Origin of the sequence: Flavobacterium araucananum (genome assembly GCF_002222055.1) — a bacterium.
Classification (GTDB): Bacteria; Bacteroidota; Bacteroidia; order Flavobacteriales; family Flavobacteriaceae; genus Flavobacterium; species Flavobacterium araucananum.
Genome location: NZ_MUGS01000002.1, coordinates 356755 through 373145, shown reverse-complemented (window position 1 = coordinate 373145; position 16391 = coordinate 356755). Strand labels below are relative to the sequence as shown.

Below are 16391 nucleotides of genomic sequence, written 5' to 3'. Positions count from 1 at the left end.
AGGGTTAAAATTATTTAATACTAAATAATCCCTCTGGTTTGTTTTCGATATCGTTAAAACGCTTCGTGCACTCTGCAATAATCTCAAATGCTTCGTTTACGTCTCCCCAACCTTCTACATCTACTTTTTTGTTTTCAAGATCTTTGTAAACCTGAAAGAAATGCTCGATTTCTTTTACTAAGTGCGGGTTCATATCAGAAAGATCAGTCAAAGAATTCCAAATTGGATCAGAAACCGGTACACAAATAATTTTTTCATCTGGTCCTTTATCGTCTGCCATATGAAAAACACCAATTGGTTTTACTTCCATAACACATCCTGGAAAAGTTGGTTCGTTTACTAAAACCAATACATCAAGAGGATCTCCGTCAAGTGCCAGAGTTTCAGGAATAAATCCGTAATCTGCCGGGTACATCATCGAAGAGAATAACATTCTGTCAAAACGCATTCTTTTAATTTCAAAATCGTACTCGTATTTATTTCTACTTCCACGTGGTATTTCGATTAATACATCGAAAGTTGTTAGTTTGTCTGCGGTCATTTTCGTTTTTTATTATTTCTATAAATTCGATTGCAAAAGTAACTAAACAATCCTTTTTTACAATAAAAAACGCAATTAATCTACCTACTTTTCTTTTAAATAACAGACAGTTAATATATAATTTTTCCGTTTCTCCTGTTTAAGTAATAATGCCAAAGCAAATATGTCGCATAAGATTGACATGAACTCCCGCGTTGTGCCTGAATTTCTATTTCGTGTTTGCCTGAATATTCAGGAATTCTTTGATCGCAATGAGGTCTGTAATATCTCCTAATGGAATCAAATTGGGTTCCTGAAGACAATATCTATGGTTCAATTTCCTGTTTTAGACTATTATCCGGATATATAATTACCGTAAGGCAATTTATTTATACCATATATAATAAAAGCAGAAACAAATAAACAAATTAGGGTTGCGAGAGGAATTGCAAATATGGGATTTACAAAGTCATAATCTATTTTTAATGTTTTCATGAAACGCAAAACCAAAACGTGTACAAGATATATTCCATAACTGTATGTACTAATAAAGCTTGTCGTTTTTGTTACTATTGGATTAGAAATTTCTAAATTCTTAAAAAGAAGAAAAACTCCAATAGAAACGATCAAGACATTGAAGGTGTTGTAATTATAAAAATACTCGTCAAAATTATGATTGCGATACGACAAAAAATAGGTACCAAATATGGTAATTACAACTCCTGTAATTATTAAAAGAATAGCAATGCTGTTAATTGTTCTTTTACTATATGCAAAGGACTTGATTGATAGATAATATCCTAAAACTACATAGCCTATAAATCCAGAAAAATAGATTAAATCAATATTAATCCTGAAATTAGATAAAATTGGCTGATTGATAAACAGGGTAAAAATCCAGATGGATATAAAATACAGAATTTCTTTTTCGGTGGCATTTTGAACCCACTTACTGATTATTGGAATAAAAAGATAAATTCCGATAATCATATAAATATACCAAAGATGATAGGAACTTCCGTTTAGGAATAAATTCATTATCCAATCCAGAATTTCTAAAAAAGACATTTTGTAACCTGCGGTAATGTTATCATTTAAAGAAAACATTGCATAAACAAAACTCCAAAACAAAAAGGGAAGTACGATTCGTGAAAATCTTTTTTTTAAGAAATCATCTAATTCATAGGTCCTTCTTAGCATTAATACTCCGGTGAGCATCACAAAAACGGGTACACAAAACCGAACTAAACTATCGTAAATATTTCCTGTCCACCATACAAAATCAGAAACACAGCCATATTGATATAAAATTTCTGAGGCAACATGCAAAAAAATCACACTAACTGTTGCTACAACCCTTAGATTAGTTGTCCACATCATTTTATTACCGTCCTGGCTTCTACTCATAAAATACTAATTGTTTAATTATAATCATGAATGTAGCGATTTTAAGGGTTTAGAAATAAAACCCGAAAGATCCTTTTACTGCAAATTTATTAGCATCGGGAGTATTTAAATAACTTCCTCTCCAGGAAAAATCGATTCGAAATACCTTGAAGATATTTCCAATTCCGGCATTATATTCCCAATACACATTTTCTGGTGCTGTATACGGTTGATCTGATGCGTTTATTGCTCTGTTTGCGTTCGAGATTGTTCCGTAAACCCCTTTTACACCTACAAATTCTCTCCAGTTTAGTTTTCGCATAAATGGGATTCTGGCAAACAATCGACCGCCAAAATCGTGATTCCATTGCAAAGTGGTGTACTGATCTGTAATAAACTCGTAAAAGTTTAAGTTGCTAAAGGTATTCTCAATAGTAAAATAAGTCTGGTTACCCGGAATTACGCTCATTAATCCTAACGGAATTGTACCAAAGGTTTTTCCGGTTTCAAGGATAATATTTGATCTTCCTAAAGGTCCAATTATAATAGGCTGTTTGTAGAATAATTGTATTTTTTCGTATGCAAAATCACTGTTCAAAACGCCTTTAAGTCCGTAACTAAAGTTTACAAAGAAATGACTAAACGGACTGTCAACCAGGTCTCGTTCTACTCCAAAACCTATCGTTTTACGTTTTGGCATTAACTCAAACTGAACATTGGCTTCAAATTGTTTTACTGAACTTTGAATAACTCCGGCAGGATTTGCTGTAGTTGGCAAAGTGGTATAATAATCTAAACTAAAGGTTGGCGATGCAGATTCCAGTGTTCGGTACGAAATACCCGCCTGAACTACAAAGTTTTTGATTGGCTCCATTTCTACAGAAACATTGCTCAAATTGATGTTCGTCAATTTTCCGTTGCTTCCGGTTGTAAACAATGCCGAAGATGCAAAACTTCGTCCTAAAATATCATTTGTTGTGGTTAAGCTGGCACCAATTTGTTCGATGTCACGCCTGTTTCCTCCAGAAATAATAACCCGGTTTTTCTTGTCAACCATCCATTTTCCTGAAGCTCCGTATTTGAACTTATTATCATCAAACCCATAAGCGGTATAGGCTTGCAAACGCCACGGATCATTGGGCCCAAAATAGGTTCTTCCGCCTACTCTAAGTCTTAATCCTTCGACTTCATTATATCCAAATGTGGAGAAAATAGGTCCGTAATCAAAGTTTTTAAACTCGACATAACCACTTCCTAAAATAGAGACGAGACTGTAAAGCTGCTTGAATCGCTTGACGGTTTGCAACGTATCCAGCATTTTGTAGATTCCTGCTTCGTCTTTATTTAATTTTTCAAAACGGTTTTCTTCCCAAAAATCATTTGGTCGATCATAAACTGCATTGTCTATAAAATTGACTTCTTCTTTATAAAATTTCTCGGGTTTTGGAATATTGAATTTATGGTTTCGGAATAAAGTTGTCCTTTTTCCATAAACTCCTTTTGATTTTTCTTTTTTATTCAAAGCAAAATCAGACATCATATAATCACGGGTCAATAGAAAGACAGAATCGTTTTCTACCTCAAATTCCTGTTCGATATAAATATCTTTTACCCAGTTAATATTGGCACTTTTGGTAACGCCCATATTAATTTTCTTGATCGCAAAAGTGGTGTCATTTACCCAGAAATCTCCTTTAAAGGTCAATTCATTTTTACGTCTTGGATAAAAGACAATATTATAACACCATTTTTTGTCGATAAAAGCACTGTCTTTGAGGACATAATTATAAACGTCAATTCCGGTTCTTGAAAGCGGACTTGTAAAACTTTTATCAAAAAATTTAAGGTGATTATCGTAAATGTTATAATCTGAATAAAGATCTTTTACAAATGCCAAGATCTGTTGATTGCCATTAAATCCTGATGTTTTACTTCCGTTTAAGTTTTCTTTTATTTTCTTTAATTTATTATCTCCGTAAACATCATAAACAGATTCATTGATAAAAATTGGCAAATAGGTTTTTCCGGTAACTTCAGATGTATCAACGTGATCAAAAACAAACTCCATTCCTTTAAAGAGTTTATTTTTCATAAAAGCACTGTCGATTGTGTTCATATCAAACTCAACTTTCTCGTACTTTTGCATTTGATATTGATTGAATTGGTACAAACCGTTTTTACGTTTTCTTTCCCAAATTTTTCTCAATATATCTAATGCCGGATTATTTTTTTTAGATGTTTTTCCGGTATAAATTACGACTTCATTAAGTGCTTCGGCTTCGCTTAAAACGATTTTAAAATCATAATTTACAGCTTTATCCAAAGGCACTTCTTTATCTGAAAATCCTGCCGAAGTAATTAATAAAGCGGTGTAAGTAGTTGGTGATTCCAGGTAAAAACGACCGTCTTCATTAGAAACAATACCTGTATTTGATCCTTTAAAAACAACATTTGCAAAGGGAACAGGCTGGTTCGATTTATCCAAAACGATTCCACTCACTTTAGTTTGTGCAGTAGCAATACTTGCAAATGCAAATACAAAAAATAGGCTGAGTAAAATTATCTTTTTCATAATCTGGCAAAAAAAAACTTCATCAATTAATATGACTGATGAAGTTTTATAAGTATTGTTTTATTGACTATTTGTATAGTACTTTCTTTACTGCTTTTACTACATCAGCTGCATTAGGCAACCAGTCTTTTAGTAAAACAGGAGAGTAAGGTGCAGGTGTATCTGCAGTTGTAATACGTTGTATTGGCGCATCAAGAAAATCAAAAGCTTGTTCTTGTACGATATATGTGATTTCAGATGAAATACTTGCAAATGGCCATGCTTCTTCTAAAATAACTAAACGATTTGTTTTTTTAACAGATTTTAAGATCGCGTCTTTATCCATTGGACGAACGGTTCTTAAATCGATAATTTCGCAAGAAATACCTTCTTTAGCTAACTCATCGGCAGCAATAAAAGCTTCTTTGATAATTTTACCAAAAGAAACAATCGTTACATCTGTACCTTCGCGTTTTACATCAGCAACTCCTAACGGAATTGTATATTCTCCGTCCGGCACTTCGCCTTTGTCACCATACATTTGCTCAGATTCCATAAAAATTACAGGATCGTTATCACGAATAGCAGCTTTCAAAAGTCCTTTTGCATCATAAGGAGTTGATGGCACAACTACTTTAAGACCCGGAGTATTTGCAAACCAGTTCTCTAGAGCCTGAGAGTGAGTTGCTCCTAATTGACCTGCAGAAGCAGTTGGTCCACGAAAAACGATAGGCACATTAAATTGTCCTCCTGTCATTTGACGCATTTTAGCAGCATTATTTATAATTTGATCAATACCTACTAAACAGAAGTTGAATGTCATGTACTCGACAATAGGGCGACAACCGTTCATAGCTGATCCTACTGCAATTCCTGTAAAACCAAGCTCAGCAATTGGAGTATCAATTACTCTTTTTTCGCCAAACTCAGCAAGCATTCCTTTTGAAGCTTTATATGCTCCGTTGTATTCTGCAACTTCTTCGCCCATTAAATATATGGATTCATCGTGACGCATTTCTTCGCTCATCGCTTCGCAAATGGCCTCTCTAAATTGTATTGTTCTCATATTTATATTGTATGTTGAATTTTCTGAAGAGCAAAAATAATTATTTTAAATAACTTAAAAGCATAAATTGAATTTAAAATCACATGAACTTCCTCCGGCTTTGCGCTTTTAACTTTTTAAAAATTATTGTGATATTTACGAAATCGATATAATGATATTTATTTCGCTCCTAAAGCACTCGCAGGACAAACTGAACTATTTTTGTTTAATTTTGATTCCATAAAATTCTTTCTCTAAAACGTAACAATTCAAAAACTAGTATAAATTACCTCAACATTTAACAGTTTCCTAAGGATATCACTTTGCAAAATTCCTAAGAATCAGCTTAAATGAATGCATTATCTTCTTTCGTTTATCCCCAAATGTCTTGTAAATTTCATAATCTGCGAAATCGTAATAGTTTTTAAATAATATTATGCGTGCATAGTATATTATTCCGATTTTAATTTCTAAATTTGTAAAAGCATATTATAAATATAAAATATATACTTATGAAAATATTAGTTTGCATCAGCCACGTGCCTGATACTACTTCAAAAATTAACTTTTCCAATGGTGACTCAGAATTCGATACCAATGGTGTACAATATGTAATTAATCCTAATGACGAATTTGGTTTGACACGTGCAATTTGGTTTCAGGAACAACAGGGTGCTACTGTAACTGTAGTAAATGTTGGAGGTCCTGATACTGAACCAACTTTACGTAAAGCTCTGGCAATTGGTGCAAACGAAGCAATTCGTGTAAATGCGAATCCTACTGATGGTTTTTTTGTTGCAAAACAACTTGCCGAAGTAATTAAAAATGGTGGTTACGATCTTGTAATCGCAGGAAAAGAATCTCTTGATTATAACGGAGGAATGGTTCCGGGAATGATTGCAGGAATTTTAGGTTCTAACTTCTTAAACTCTTGTAGTGCAATTACTGTCGATGGAAACAATGTAAAAGCTGTTCGCGAAATCGACGGTGGAAAAGAAACTGTAAGTACTACTTTGCCATTAATTATTGGTGGTCAAAAAGGTCTTGTTGAAGAAAAAGATCTTCGTATCCCAAACATGAGAGGAATCATGACTGCAAGAACAAAAGCGCTTACTATTCTTGAGCCGGTTGACGCTCCTGTAAATACAAAAGCGGTAAAATTTGAAAAACCAGCTCCAAAATCTGCAGTAAAATTAGTTTCTGCTGATAACTTAGATGAGTTGATCAATTTATTACATAACGAAGCGAAAGTTATTTAAGATTGTAGAGTTTAGACTTTAGATTGCAGATTGCAATACTAAATCTAAAATCAACATTTGATTCATTTCAAAAATCTAAAATCGTTAATCTAAAATCTAAAATTATTATGTCAATATTAATATATGCAGAATCTGCAGAAGGAAAATTTAAAAAAGTTGCTTTTGAATTAGCTTCTTACGCTAAAAAAGTAGCCGAAACATTAGGAACTACCGTAACCGCTTTAACCGTAAACATTGGCGATGTAAGCGAATTATCTAAATACGGAGTTGATAAAGTACTAAAAGTAACCAACGATAAATTAGCAGGTTTTACTGCTAAAGCTTATGCTGATGTTATCAAACAAGCTGCCGAAAAAGAAGGAACAAAAGTAGTTTTACTTTCTTCGACTACAGATAGTATTTACCTTTCATCATTAGTTGCAGTAGCTTTGAATGCCGGTTTTGCTTCAAATGTTGTTGGATTACCTATTAGCACTTCTCCTTTTCAGGTTAAAAGAAATGCGTTCTCAAACAAAGCGTTCAACATTACAGAAATCAATACAGATGTAAAAGTTCTTGGATTGGCAAAAAACTCTTACGGAATTTTTGAAAGTGCAGGAGCTGCAACTTCAGAAGATTTTAACCCATCGATTGGAGACAATGATTTTGGAGTAAAAGTAGAATCTGTAGAAAAAGTAAGCGGAAAGGTTTCTATTGCTGATGCTGATGTTGTTGTTTCTGGCGGACGCGGACTTAAAGGTCCTGAAAACTGGGGATTAGTAGAAGATTTGGCCGCAGTATTAGGCGCTGCAACAGCATGCTCTAAACCGGTTTCTGACTTAGGATGGAGACCTCACAGCGAGCACGTTGGACAAACAGGTAAACCGGTTGCTACAAATTTATATATTGCAATAGGAATTTCTGGCGCAATCCAGCATATTGCAGGTATCAACTCCTCAAAAGTAAAATTAGTGATTAATAACGATCCTGAAGCTCCTTTCTTTAAAGTAGCAGACTACGGTGTAGTTGGAGATGCTTTTGAAATTGTTCCTAAATTAATTGAGAAACTGAAAGCTTTTAAAGCTCAACATTCTTAATTTAAAAATTCTCTATAAAAATATAGCTACCTAAAAACAAGATAATCGTATCTTTGTTTTAGGTAGCTTTTTTGTTCCATATTTTTTGATTAAAATTGCACCTTTATTTTCCAATCAAAAAAAGTATTAAAATGAGGCAATAATTGCCCTTTTTTACCCACATATATGAGTCTAGTAAAATTATCCATAAAAGGAATTTCATACAGTCAAACTCAAAATGGCGCTTATGCCTTAATTTTGAATGAAGTTGATGGCGAACGAAAATTACCAATAGTTATTGGCGCTTTTGAAGCCCAATCCATCGCTATTGCGTTAGAAAAAGAAATAAAACCTCCGCGTCCATTAACGCACGATTTATTTAAAAACTTCGCTGAAAGATTTGACATTGTTGTAAAACAAGTTATCATTCACAAACTTGTCGACGGTGTTTTTTATTCAAGTCTAATCTGCGAAAGAGACAAAATCGAAGAAATTATCGATGCCAGAACTTCTGATGCAATTGCATTGGCGCTGCGTTTTAATGCTCCTATTTTTACTTATAAAAATATTTTAGACAAAGCGGGAATTTATTTAAAATCAAATACCGCCGAAACAGATCAGGGCTCTCAGGAAATTGATGACGTACTTTCTAACCCTGAAACTTTTGGGCAGGAAGAAGAAAGCAACCAATCCGGTGATGTTTATGCCAAACATAGTTTGCAAGAACTAAATGAGCTTTTAGATCAGGCTGTTTCTCAGGAAGATTATGAAAAAGCAGCTAAGATCAGAGACGAAATCTCAAAGAGATAGATTAAAATGGTTAATCGTTAAACCGCTTATTCGTTAAATCGATCAAACGGTTAAACAAGTCCACGATTAAACAAATAAACAAACAATGAAACAATACTTAGATTTAGTACAACATGTTTTAGAAAACGGTTGTCAAAAAGGCGATAGAACAGGAACGGGAACTAAAAGTGTTTTTGGTTACCAAATGCGTTTTGATTTAAGTGAAGGTTTCCCAATGGTTACAACCAAAAAATTACACTTAAAATCTATAATTTACGAATTACTATGGTTTTTAAAAGGAGATACCAATATAAAATATCTTCAGGAAAACGGGGTAAAAATTTGGGATGCATGGGCAGATTCTAATGGCGATCTGGGTCCTGTTTACGGACATCAATGGCGTAATTGGAATAGCGAAGAAATCGATCAGATGTCTGAATTGATTACAGAGCTAAAAACAAACCCAAACAGTCGAAGAATGCTGGTTTCTGCCTGGAACCCTTCGGTTTTGCCGGATACTAAAAAATCATTTGAAGAGAATGTAGCCAATAACAAAGCAGCTTTACCTCCTTGTCATGCTTTTTTTCAGTTTTACGTAACTAGTCCTGATGCTGAAAAAGGAGAAACTAAAGGAAAATTATCCTGTCAATTGTACCAGCGAAGTGCTGATATTTTTTTAGGAGTTCCCTTTAATATTGCATCTTATGCATTATTGACCATGATGATTGCTCAGGTTTGCGATTTAGAATATGGTGATTTTATTCATACTTTTGGAGATGCGCACATTTATAACAATCATTTTGAGCAGTTGGAATTGCAATTGACCCGTGAACCTAAACCATTACCAAAAATGATTTTAAATCCTGAGATTAAAAACATTTTTGATTTTGACTATAATGATTTTACTCTTTTAGATTACGAACCACATGCCGGCATAAAAGGAAGTGTTGCAGTATAAGGTATAAAAAAATCCGCTTAAAATTTAAGCGGATTTTTTTATACGACTAAAACACTATTTTCGCTTCCTGCAAAATCATTCCATTTATACGAATCCGCCTCAGGATCGTTGACATAACTTCCGTCAATTACGTATTTAAACTCATAAATTGCATCTTTAACTAAGTCATAAGTAGCTTTAAAAGTGCCATTCTTTAACTTACTCAAGGTTCCTTCTTCAATATTCCAGTTGTTAAAATCGCCTACAACTGCTGCAGAACTTGCTTCTTTAGCATCTATAGAAAAAGTAACCTTAACGACCGGTTTTGTTTTAATAAATTGTTTCTTTAAAGACATAACTATTTAGTTTTTAGATTCATACACTAAATTACACAAATTCACATAAACTTTCGATACCTTCACAACCGATTTATGATAATATCATAAACCGAATATCTTTTTAATTATATCAATAATTAAATCCGCTTAAAATTTTGGATTTCAAACTATCGGTGTATTGTAGGAGAAATATTCTACAATCTAAATAGGGTGATTACAAAATAAATTTTAACTTTATGACCTCATTTATATCTTATGGAAAAAGAAGTGCACGAACAATACGAATACGCCCGAAGAAGACTTAGAGAAAAAAAGATACTATATTTTCATTTTGTACTTTTTCTATTAGGAAGTTTATTTTTATTTATTGCTAATCGTTTTTTCGGTTTTGGCGCTAATACAGATCAAAACTGGTGTATTTGGGCAATCACGATATGGTTCTTTATCTTTATCCTGCACTTTATAAAGGTGTATATCACGGATAGATTCATGAATAAAAAATGGGAAAGAGAACAAATTGACAGACTTGTTGCTTTGCAACAAAAAAGAATTAGTCAATTAGAGTCCAGAATAAATGAGGATACCGAAAATAAAATTTAGTTTTAGAATACCATGATTATAATGATAGCGGCTGTTGCCGAAAATAATGCGCTCGGGAAGGATAATGAATTAGTTTGGCATTTACCCAATGATTTTAAAAGGTTTAAATCGCTTACTACAAGTCATCACATTATTATGGGAAGAAAAACGTTTGAAAGTTTTCCAAAACCACTTCCTAACAGGGTTCACGTTGTAATAACACGTCAAAAAGATTATAATCCGGAAGGCTGTATTGTAGTCGACAGTATCGAAAAAGCAATTGCAGCATGTCCTGAAAATGAAGATTCGTATATTATTGGCGGTGGCGAAATTTACAATCTGGGCTTACCTTTTACAGATATTATAGAAATAACCAAAGTTCACCATACTTTTGAAGCAGATGCTTTTTTTCCTGTAATTAACAAAAGTGATTGGCAACTTGTAGAATCTGAAGAAAATTTTAAAGACGAAAAACATCTTTACGATTATACTTACGAAACCTACATTCGAAAATAAAAGATAAAAAAAAACATCCTCTTGTGAAGGATGTTTTTTAAAACGATTGATTTTTTTAGATCTGACTCATTCGAGCAATAGCTTTGGTAAAAAAACTCAAATGTCATGACAACATTTGAAATAACTGAATAACATTTAATGTTAATTGAGACCGAATCTCAAAAGAGCCTTTAATAACAAATACCACTAAGATATTAAAGGCAAGAAAATTAAAATTTCCAAAAACAAATTTAATCCTAAGAACGTATTTCGCACTTTAAAAAAGAGTATTGGCCCCAAGAACAATACTTTCAAAACTACTTACAAGAACAAATGAAATTACCAGTGCAAAAAAAGTCTTCATTTGATTGAGTCTTTATATTCTATCAATCATTAAAATTTTATCTTTTAACTTCAGCAAAGTTGGTCATAATATGCGCACTCCACAATACCCACTTCTGGGGATATTTTTTAGATACCGGATTTCAGGGATAGACCTCAATAAAATAGCTGTCAGAAAATAGAAGCTTTCACACAAAACATTATTTACAAATTAAAAAACTCAATTACAGTTAAGTCAGATTGTATTATATTTGCGTAAATAAAAAAAATGTCTGAAAAAATAACCCCATATAAAGACTCTTCTTTAGGTAAAAAAGAGCAAGTTGCCCAAATGTTTGATAACATCTCTGGAAACTACGACAATTTAAATCGTGTAATTTCATTTGGTATTGACATTAAATGGCGAAAAAAAGTATTAAAAATAGTTTCGGATAAAAAACCAAAAATTATTCTTGATATCGCAACAGGAACTGGCGACTTAGCCATCCTGATGACACAAACGAATGCCGAAAAAATAATTGGTCTGGATATTTCTGCCGGAATGCTTGAAGTTGGAAAAAAGAAAATTGACGAAAAAAAACTATCTCATGTTATTGATTTAGTCTTAGGAGATTCTGAAAAAATACCTTTCGAAGACAATTATTTCGATGCTATAACAGTAGGCTTTGGCGTTAGAAATTTTGAAAATCTGGAAAAAGGCTTTGCCGAAATTTTAAGAGTTTTAAAACCAAACGGTGTATTTGTAATTCTTGAAACTTCGGTTCCTGATAAAACACCTTATAAACAGGGTTATAAATTTTATAGTAAAAACATACTTCCAATCATCGGAAAATTGTTTTCTAAAGACAATTCTGCTTACGGTTATTTATCTGAATCTGCTGCTGTTTTTCCTTATGGAGAAGCTCTGAACAATATTTTAAGAAAAATTGGGTTTATAGATGTTGTAGCCATGCCTCAAACTTTTGGTGTTGCAACCATTTATTCTGCATCTAAAAAATAGTATGAAAAAAATTGTAGTCTTACTTTTATTAGTCTTAACGACAAACGGATATTCGCAATTTGCTAAAAGCATGTTTAGCAAAGATCCTATTATAAATCTTGAAAACTGGCAAAAACAGCGTCTGTATTTTGGATATTATCTTGGATTTAATAGTTTTGATTTTAAATTTGACTACAAAAATCCCGGACCTGACATTCAGGTTAAAAAAACTACAGGTTTTAATGTGGGTGTTGTTGCAGATTTAAGACTACAGGAATATATTAATTTACGTTTCGAACCAGGTTTATATTACTCGAAACGCGATCTTTATTATTCGAATATGCCTTTGCAAAAAGACTTTTTAAGAGAAGTAAACAGTACTTATATACACTTTCCTTTATTATTAAAATTCTCTTCTTTACGTACCGGAAATATCCGCCCTTATTTAGTAGGCGGAATGTCTACTACTTTGAATTTATCCAGTAATTCTAAATCTAAAGACGATAACTTTGAAGGCAAATTCAGGGTAAAACCCTGGACAGCGGCTTATGAGCTAGGATTTGGGATTGATATTTTCTCTGAATACTTCATTTTTTCTCCTTCTATCAGAGGAATGTTTGGCATTACTGATGAGTTAATTCGTGACAATGCTTCAAAAGGACCTAGCCCATGGACAGACAATATTGATTCTATGAAATCAAGAGCGATTTTAATTAATTTTACTTTTCATTAAAACAAAATCCTAACTATTTCGTTTAAATTCACTAAGAATGATTGCTGTTGCGGTAGCTACGTTTAAACTTTCTGTTTTTTGTAGTTCTCCAAATCTGGGAATTGTGAGGCGGCTTGTTACCATTTTTTCAATCTCTGCTGAAATACCATTGGCTTCATTACCCATAATAATGATTCCGCTTTGAGGTAAATTTGATTGATAAATGTTCTCGCCATCCATAAAAGTCCCAAAAACAGGAAGATTTGTTTCTGCAATAAACATTTTTAAATCAACGTAATTCACATTTACTCTTGCAATAGATCCCATTGTTGCCTGAACTACTTTTGGATTATAAATATCGACGGTTTCTTTAGAGCAAATAATTTGTTTGATACCAAACCAGTCACATAAACGCAAAATCGTTCCTAAATTTCCGGGATCACGAATATCATCCAAAGCTAAAATCAAACCTGAGTTGATTATTTTATTTTCGGATGGGATTTTAAAAACCGCAAAACATGTATTTGGAGTTGATAACGCACTAATTTTTTTAAGTTCCTGCTCATAAATAAGAGTACGTTTGGAAGATTGAACTTCTTCAAAATCATTTAGAGTCGTATACAAATGCTCTAATTCAAAATTGGATAACAACAATTCTTGAATTACTTTTACTCCTTCGGCAAAAAATAATTGATTAGCAAAACGTTGCTTTTTTTGATGTAAACTTGAGATAAGTTTTATTTGGTTTTTACTAACCATAAAATAATGTACTTTTGAATTAAATATTTAAGAACACTTGAAAAAGAATTCCACAAAAATAACAGCATTTATTCTAATAGCAATATTTATTTGCGGTTGTAACGCTGTAAAAAGAGTTCCAGATGGAAAAAACCTTCTTGTAAAAAATACGATTCTTGTAAACGGCAAGGCAACCAATGATGAAATTGCCTCAAACCAAATGTATCAAAAACCAAATGGTACTTTGTTAGGATACCGTTTACGCCTAAACTTATACAATCTAGCCAACTTAAATCCGGATTCTACTTATCAGGCAAAATTTAAAAAACACCCTGGTTTATATGAGCGTCAATCTAAGCTATTATCAGCCAAACAAGTTGATCGCCTTGGACAATCTTTTTTGAACAAGGGCCTTAATGACTTCCTTAAAAATACGGGAGAACCACCTGTTGTTATCGATACCGCAAAAACAAAAAAATCGCTACTACGTTTAAAATTTTATTATTTTAACAGTGGTTATTTTAATGTTGCTACAGATTACAGCATTGATAGTGTTGCCAGAAAAAAAGCTAAAATAAATTACATAATTACTACCGGCCCAGCCTATACGCTGGATTCTATTAAAACTAATATCATGACTCCGGCTTTGGATTCATTATATAAGAATAACAATGAACCTTCGTTTTTAAAATCAGGCAAACAATATAAAACGGCTGATTTTGAAGAAGAAAAAAACCGTCTGACTACTTATTTCAGAAATCACGGTGCTTATTTTTTCCAACCTACTTATGTTACTTTTGATATTGACACAATTGGTAAAAAGAACAAAGCCGATGTAACGCTTATTGTCAACAATAACAATATTCAGGAAAGAGATTCAAGCAGAACAGAACCTTTTAAGTTGTACAAAATTAGTGATGTTAATATTTACACGGATTATTCGCCTGCAAATGCTAAAACAAAAATTGCTGATAGTACTACTTATAACAACTTTAACTTATACAGTTATAAAAAGCTAAAATATAAGCCTCGTGCTATTACTGATGCGATCTTTATCAATAAGGGAAGCACTTTTTCTGACACCAGAACAACGCTTTCATCAAGGTATTTAAACAATCTTAAAATTTTTAATTATCCTTCGATTCAATACGAAGTCGACAAGCGCGACTCAACAGCACAATCGCTAATTGCGAATGTTTATTTAACACCCCGAAAAAAATATAGTTTTGGTGCCACTTTTGACGTAACACATTCTAATATTCAGGATTTTGGTATTGGAGCAAGTATTTCTGAAACGATCCGAAATGTATTCAACAGAGCCGAAACTCTTGAAATTTCTACCCGTTTAAATCTTGGTTCGTCTAAAGATATGGCGAATCCTAATAATAATTTCTTTAACGTATCTGAATATGGTGTCGATTTGAAATTAAATTTTCCAAGGATCTTATTGCCTTTTGGTACTGAAAAAATTATCCCAAAAAGGATGATTCCTTCTACAAGTGTTTCAGGAGGTTTCTCTAAGCAAACAAATATTGGTTTGGATAAAGAAAATTTTACCGGAGGAATTGCTTACACCTGGTCTCCTAAGCGTGGTAATACCGCAAAACTAGACCTGCTTAATGCACAATTTGTGCGAAACTTAAATCCGGATAATTATTTTAAGGTCTATACCTCTTCTTACAATCAGTTAAATAATATAGGAAAGGTCCACAATACTACTCTTGTCAACTGGGGAGAAACTCCAGCGGAACAAATTGAAAAAAACCTAACTATACCCAAAGGAACGACCGGCTTTACGAACGATGTATTAAAAGGACAAACAGATTTAGTTTCTACAGATGCGGACTATAAAAATGTACAAAGTATTGAAGAAAGAAGAGTTCGTTTGACTGAAAATGATTTTATCCTGGCAACGAGTTATACTTTTACCAAAACCACTAAAAAAGATCTTGCCGATAATACTTTTTATCAATTTAAAACAAAAATAGAATCTGCGGGTACTTTATTAACCGCTTTTTCAAATATCGCAAAGCTGCCTGAGAACGCAAACGGGAATTATGAGATCTTCAACTTAGAATATTCTGAATATATAAAAACCGAATTTGATTATATCAAACACTGGGATTTTGGAAAAGAAAAAGTATTGGCAGTAAGAAGCTTTTTTGGTATAGCAGTTCCGTTTGGGAATTCAGATTATATTCCGTTTTCACGAAGTTATTATGCGGGAGGTTCTAACGACAATCGCGCATGGCAACCTTATGCTTTAGGTCCGGGAAGCACAAATGCGGCAAACGATTTTAATGAGGCAAACATGAAGATTGCAATGAGTGCCGAATTTCGATTTAAAATCTTTGGTGATGTCAAAGGAGCTATCTTTGCAGATGCCGGAAATATCTGGAATGTGCTCGATAATGTTACTGATGAAAAGGCAAGATTTAATAACTTAAACGATTTAGCTGAAATTGCTTTAGGATCAGGATTCGGTTTACGTTACGATTTAAGCTTTTTTGTTATTCGATTAGATTTAGGCTTTAAGACCTATAATCCAGCACATGACAAGGGAGATCGTTGGTTCAAAGAATACAATTTTGGGCACTCGGTTTTAAATTTTGGAATAAATTATCCTTTCTAATGCTAATTAATTCTTATTTTTGCAACCTAAAAAC

General features: G+C 33.0%; 15 protein-coding genes. 9 read left to right on the top strand and 6 right to left on the bottom strand.

From position 1 onward, the window contains the following. Positions 1-10: 10 nt before the first annotated feature. The 4 genes from B0A64_RS01945 to B0A64_RS01930 all read right to left on the bottom strand — a co-directional run bounded on the left by B0A64_RS01945 (position 11) and on the right by B0A64_RS01930 (position 5523). Positions 11-541 (bottom strand): inorganic diphosphatase, encoded by a 531-nt coding sequence (locus B0A64_RS01945; RefSeq protein WP_089477846.1) that lies wholly within the window; start codon positions 539-541, stop codon positions 11-13. A gap of 333 nt (positions 542-874) precedes the next feature. Further along, on the bottom strand, positions 875-1927 hold the full coding sequence (locus B0A64_RS01940; protein WP_089477845.1) for an acyltransferase: 1053 nt from the start codon (positions 1925-1927) through the stop codon (positions 875-877). 49 nt (positions 1928-1976) lie between these two features. Further along, positions 1977-4478: a DUF5686 and carboxypeptidase-like regulatory domain-containing protein gene (locus tag B0A64_RS01935; RefSeq protein ID WP_089477844.1), complete on the bottom strand. Its 2502-nt coding sequence runs from the start codon at positions 4476-4478 to the stop codon at positions 1977-1979. Positions 4479-4545: 67 nt separating this feature from the next. Then, entirely contained in the window at positions 4546-5523 is a 978-nt protein-coding gene (locus tag B0A64_RS01930) for a pyruvate dehydrogenase complex E1 component subunit beta (RefSeq protein ID WP_089477843.1), read from the bottom strand. A 491-nt stretch (positions 5524-6014) separates the two neighbouring features. Here B0A64_RS01930 and B0A64_RS01925 point away from each other — a divergent pair, with 491 nt between their 5' ends. From B0A64_RS01925 to B0A64_RS01910, 4 genes are all read left to right on the top strand, one after another. Then, complete coding sequence (locus B0A64_RS01925) at positions 6015-6761, top strand: electron transfer flavoprotein subunit beta/FixA family protein (protein ID WP_089477842.1); 747 nt, start codon at positions 6015-6017, stop codon at positions 6759-6761. A gap of 107 nt (positions 6762-6868) precedes the next feature. Further along, positions 6869-7837, top strand: coding sequence for an electron transfer flavoprotein subunit alpha/FixB family protein (locus B0A64_RS01920; protein WP_089477942.1), 969 nt, complete (start codon positions 6869-6871; stop codon positions 7835-7837). A 165-nt stretch (positions 7838-8002) separates the two neighbouring features. Next, positions 8003-8626 carry a bifunctional nuclease family protein gene (locus tag B0A64_RS01915; protein WP_089477841.1) on the top strand — a complete coding sequence of 208 codons (624 nt, stop codon included), beginning with the start codon at positions 8003-8005 and terminating at the stop codon, positions 8624-8626. A gap of 85 nt (positions 8627-8711) precedes the next feature. Continuing rightward, positions 8712-9563 (top strand): thymidylate synthase, encoded by an 852-nt coding sequence (locus B0A64_RS01910; RefSeq protein WP_089477840.1) that lies wholly within the window; start codon positions 8712-8714, stop codon positions 9561-9563. A gap of 38 nt (positions 9564-9601) precedes the next feature. On the opposite strand, the gene B0A64_RS01905 is transcribed toward B0A64_RS01910, so the two are convergent. Next, on the bottom strand, positions 9602-9898 hold the full coding sequence (locus B0A64_RS01905) for an isoamylase early set domain-containing protein (RefSeq protein ID WP_089477839.1): 297 nt from the start codon (positions 9896-9898) through the stop codon (positions 9602-9604). A gap of 237 nt (positions 9899-10135) precedes the next feature. Here B0A64_RS01905 and B0A64_RS01900 point away from each other — a divergent pair, with 237 nt between their 5' ends. The 4 genes from B0A64_RS01900 to porT all read left to right on the top strand — a co-directional run bounded on the left by B0A64_RS01900 (position 10136) and on the right by porT (position 13008). Continuing rightward, entirely contained in the window at positions 10136-10480 is a 345-nt protein-coding gene (locus tag B0A64_RS01900; protein WP_089477838.1) for a 2TM domain-containing protein, read from the top strand. Between the two features lie 12 nt (positions 10481-10492). Next, positions 10493-10975: a dihydrofolate reductase gene (locus tag B0A64_RS01895; RefSeq protein ID WP_089477837.1), complete on the top strand. Its 483-nt coding sequence runs from the start codon at positions 10493-10495 to the stop codon at positions 10973-10975. Between the two features lie 589 nt (positions 10976-11564). Then, positions 11565-12296 (top strand): bifunctional demethylmenaquinone methyltransferase/2-methoxy-6-polyprenyl-1,4-benzoquinol methylase UbiE, encoded by a 732-nt coding sequence (gene ubiE / locus B0A64_RS01890; RefSeq protein ID WP_089477836.1) that lies wholly within the window; start codon positions 11565-11567, stop codon positions 12294-12296. 1 nt (position 12297) lies between these two features. Beyond that, a complete protein-coding gene (porT, locus tag B0A64_RS01885) occupies positions 12298-13008 on the top strand; it encodes a type IX secretion/gliding motility protein PorT/SprT (protein ID WP_089477835.1) in 711 nt (236 codons plus the stop codon). Between the two features lie 9 nt (positions 13009-13017). Here porT and B0A64_RS01880 read toward each other — a convergent pair whose 3' ends face one another. After that, entirely contained in the window at positions 13018-13746 is a 729-nt protein-coding gene (locus B0A64_RS01880) for a TrmH family RNA methyltransferase (RefSeq protein ID WP_089477834.1), read from the bottom strand. A gap of 37 nt (positions 13747-13783) precedes the next feature. Between B0A64_RS01880 and tamL the strand changes: the two genes are divergently transcribed. Then, on the top strand, positions 13784-16357 hold the full coding sequence (tamL, locus tag B0A64_RS01875) for a translocation and assembly module lipoprotein TamL (RefSeq protein WP_089477833.1): 2574 nt from the start codon (positions 13784-13786) through the stop codon (positions 16355-16357). Positions 16358-16391: the final 34 nt, after the last annotated feature.

Excerpts from the sequence above, each read along its gene's own strand:
- B0A64_RS01945 (WP_089477846.1), bottom strand. The coding sequence starts at position 541 with ATGACCGCAGACAAACTAACAACTTTCGATGTATTAATCGAAATACCA.
- B0A64_RS01940 (WP_089477845.1), bottom strand. The coding sequence starts at position 1,927 with ATGAGTAGAAGCCAGGACGGTAATAAAATGATGTGGACAACTAATCTA.
- B0A64_RS01935 (WP_089477844.1), bottom strand. The coding sequence starts at position 4,478 with ATGAAAAAGATAATTTTACTCAGCCTATTTTTTGTATTTGCATTTGCA.
- B0A64_RS01930 (WP_089477843.1), bottom strand. The coding sequence starts at position 5,523 with ATGAGAACAATACAATTTAGAGAGGCCATTTGCGAAGCGATGAGCGAA.
- B0A64_RS01925 (WP_089477842.1), top strand. The coding sequence starts at position 6,015 with ATGAAAATATTAGTTTGCATCAGCCACGTGCCTGATACTACTTCAAAA.
- B0A64_RS01920 (WP_089477942.1), top strand. The coding sequence starts at position 6,869 with ATGTCAATATTAATATATGCAGAATCTGCAGAAGGAAAATTTAAAAAA.
- B0A64_RS01915 (WP_089477841.1), top strand. The coding sequence starts at position 8,003 with ATGAGTCTAGTAAAATTATCCATAAAAGGAATTTCATACAGTCAAACT.
- B0A64_RS01910 (WP_089477840.1), top strand. The coding sequence starts at position 8,712 with ATGAAACAATACTTAGATTTAGTACAACATGTTTTAGAAAACGGTTGT.
- B0A64_RS01905 (WP_089477839.1), bottom strand. The coding sequence starts at position 9,898 with ATGTCTTTAAAGAAACAATTTATTAAAACAAAACCGGTCGTTAAGGTT.
- B0A64_RS01900 (WP_089477838.1), top strand. The coding sequence starts at position 10,136 with ATGGAAAAAGAAGTGCACGAACAATACGAATACGCCCGAAGAAGACTT.
- B0A64_RS01895 (WP_089477837.1), top strand. The coding sequence starts at position 10,493 with ATGATTATAATGATAGCGGCTGTTGCCGAAAATAATGCGCTCGGGAAG.
- ubiE (WP_089477836.1), top strand. The coding sequence starts at position 11,565 with ATGTCTGAAAAAATAACCCCATATAAAGACTCTTCTTTAGGTAAAAAA.
- porT (WP_089477835.1), top strand. The coding sequence starts at position 12,298 with ATGAAAAAAATTGTAGTCTTACTTTTATTAGTCTTAACGACAAACGGA.
- B0A64_RS01880 (WP_089477834.1), bottom strand. The coding sequence starts at position 13,746 with ATGGTTAGTAAAAACCAAATAAAACTTATCTCAAGTTTACATCAAAAA.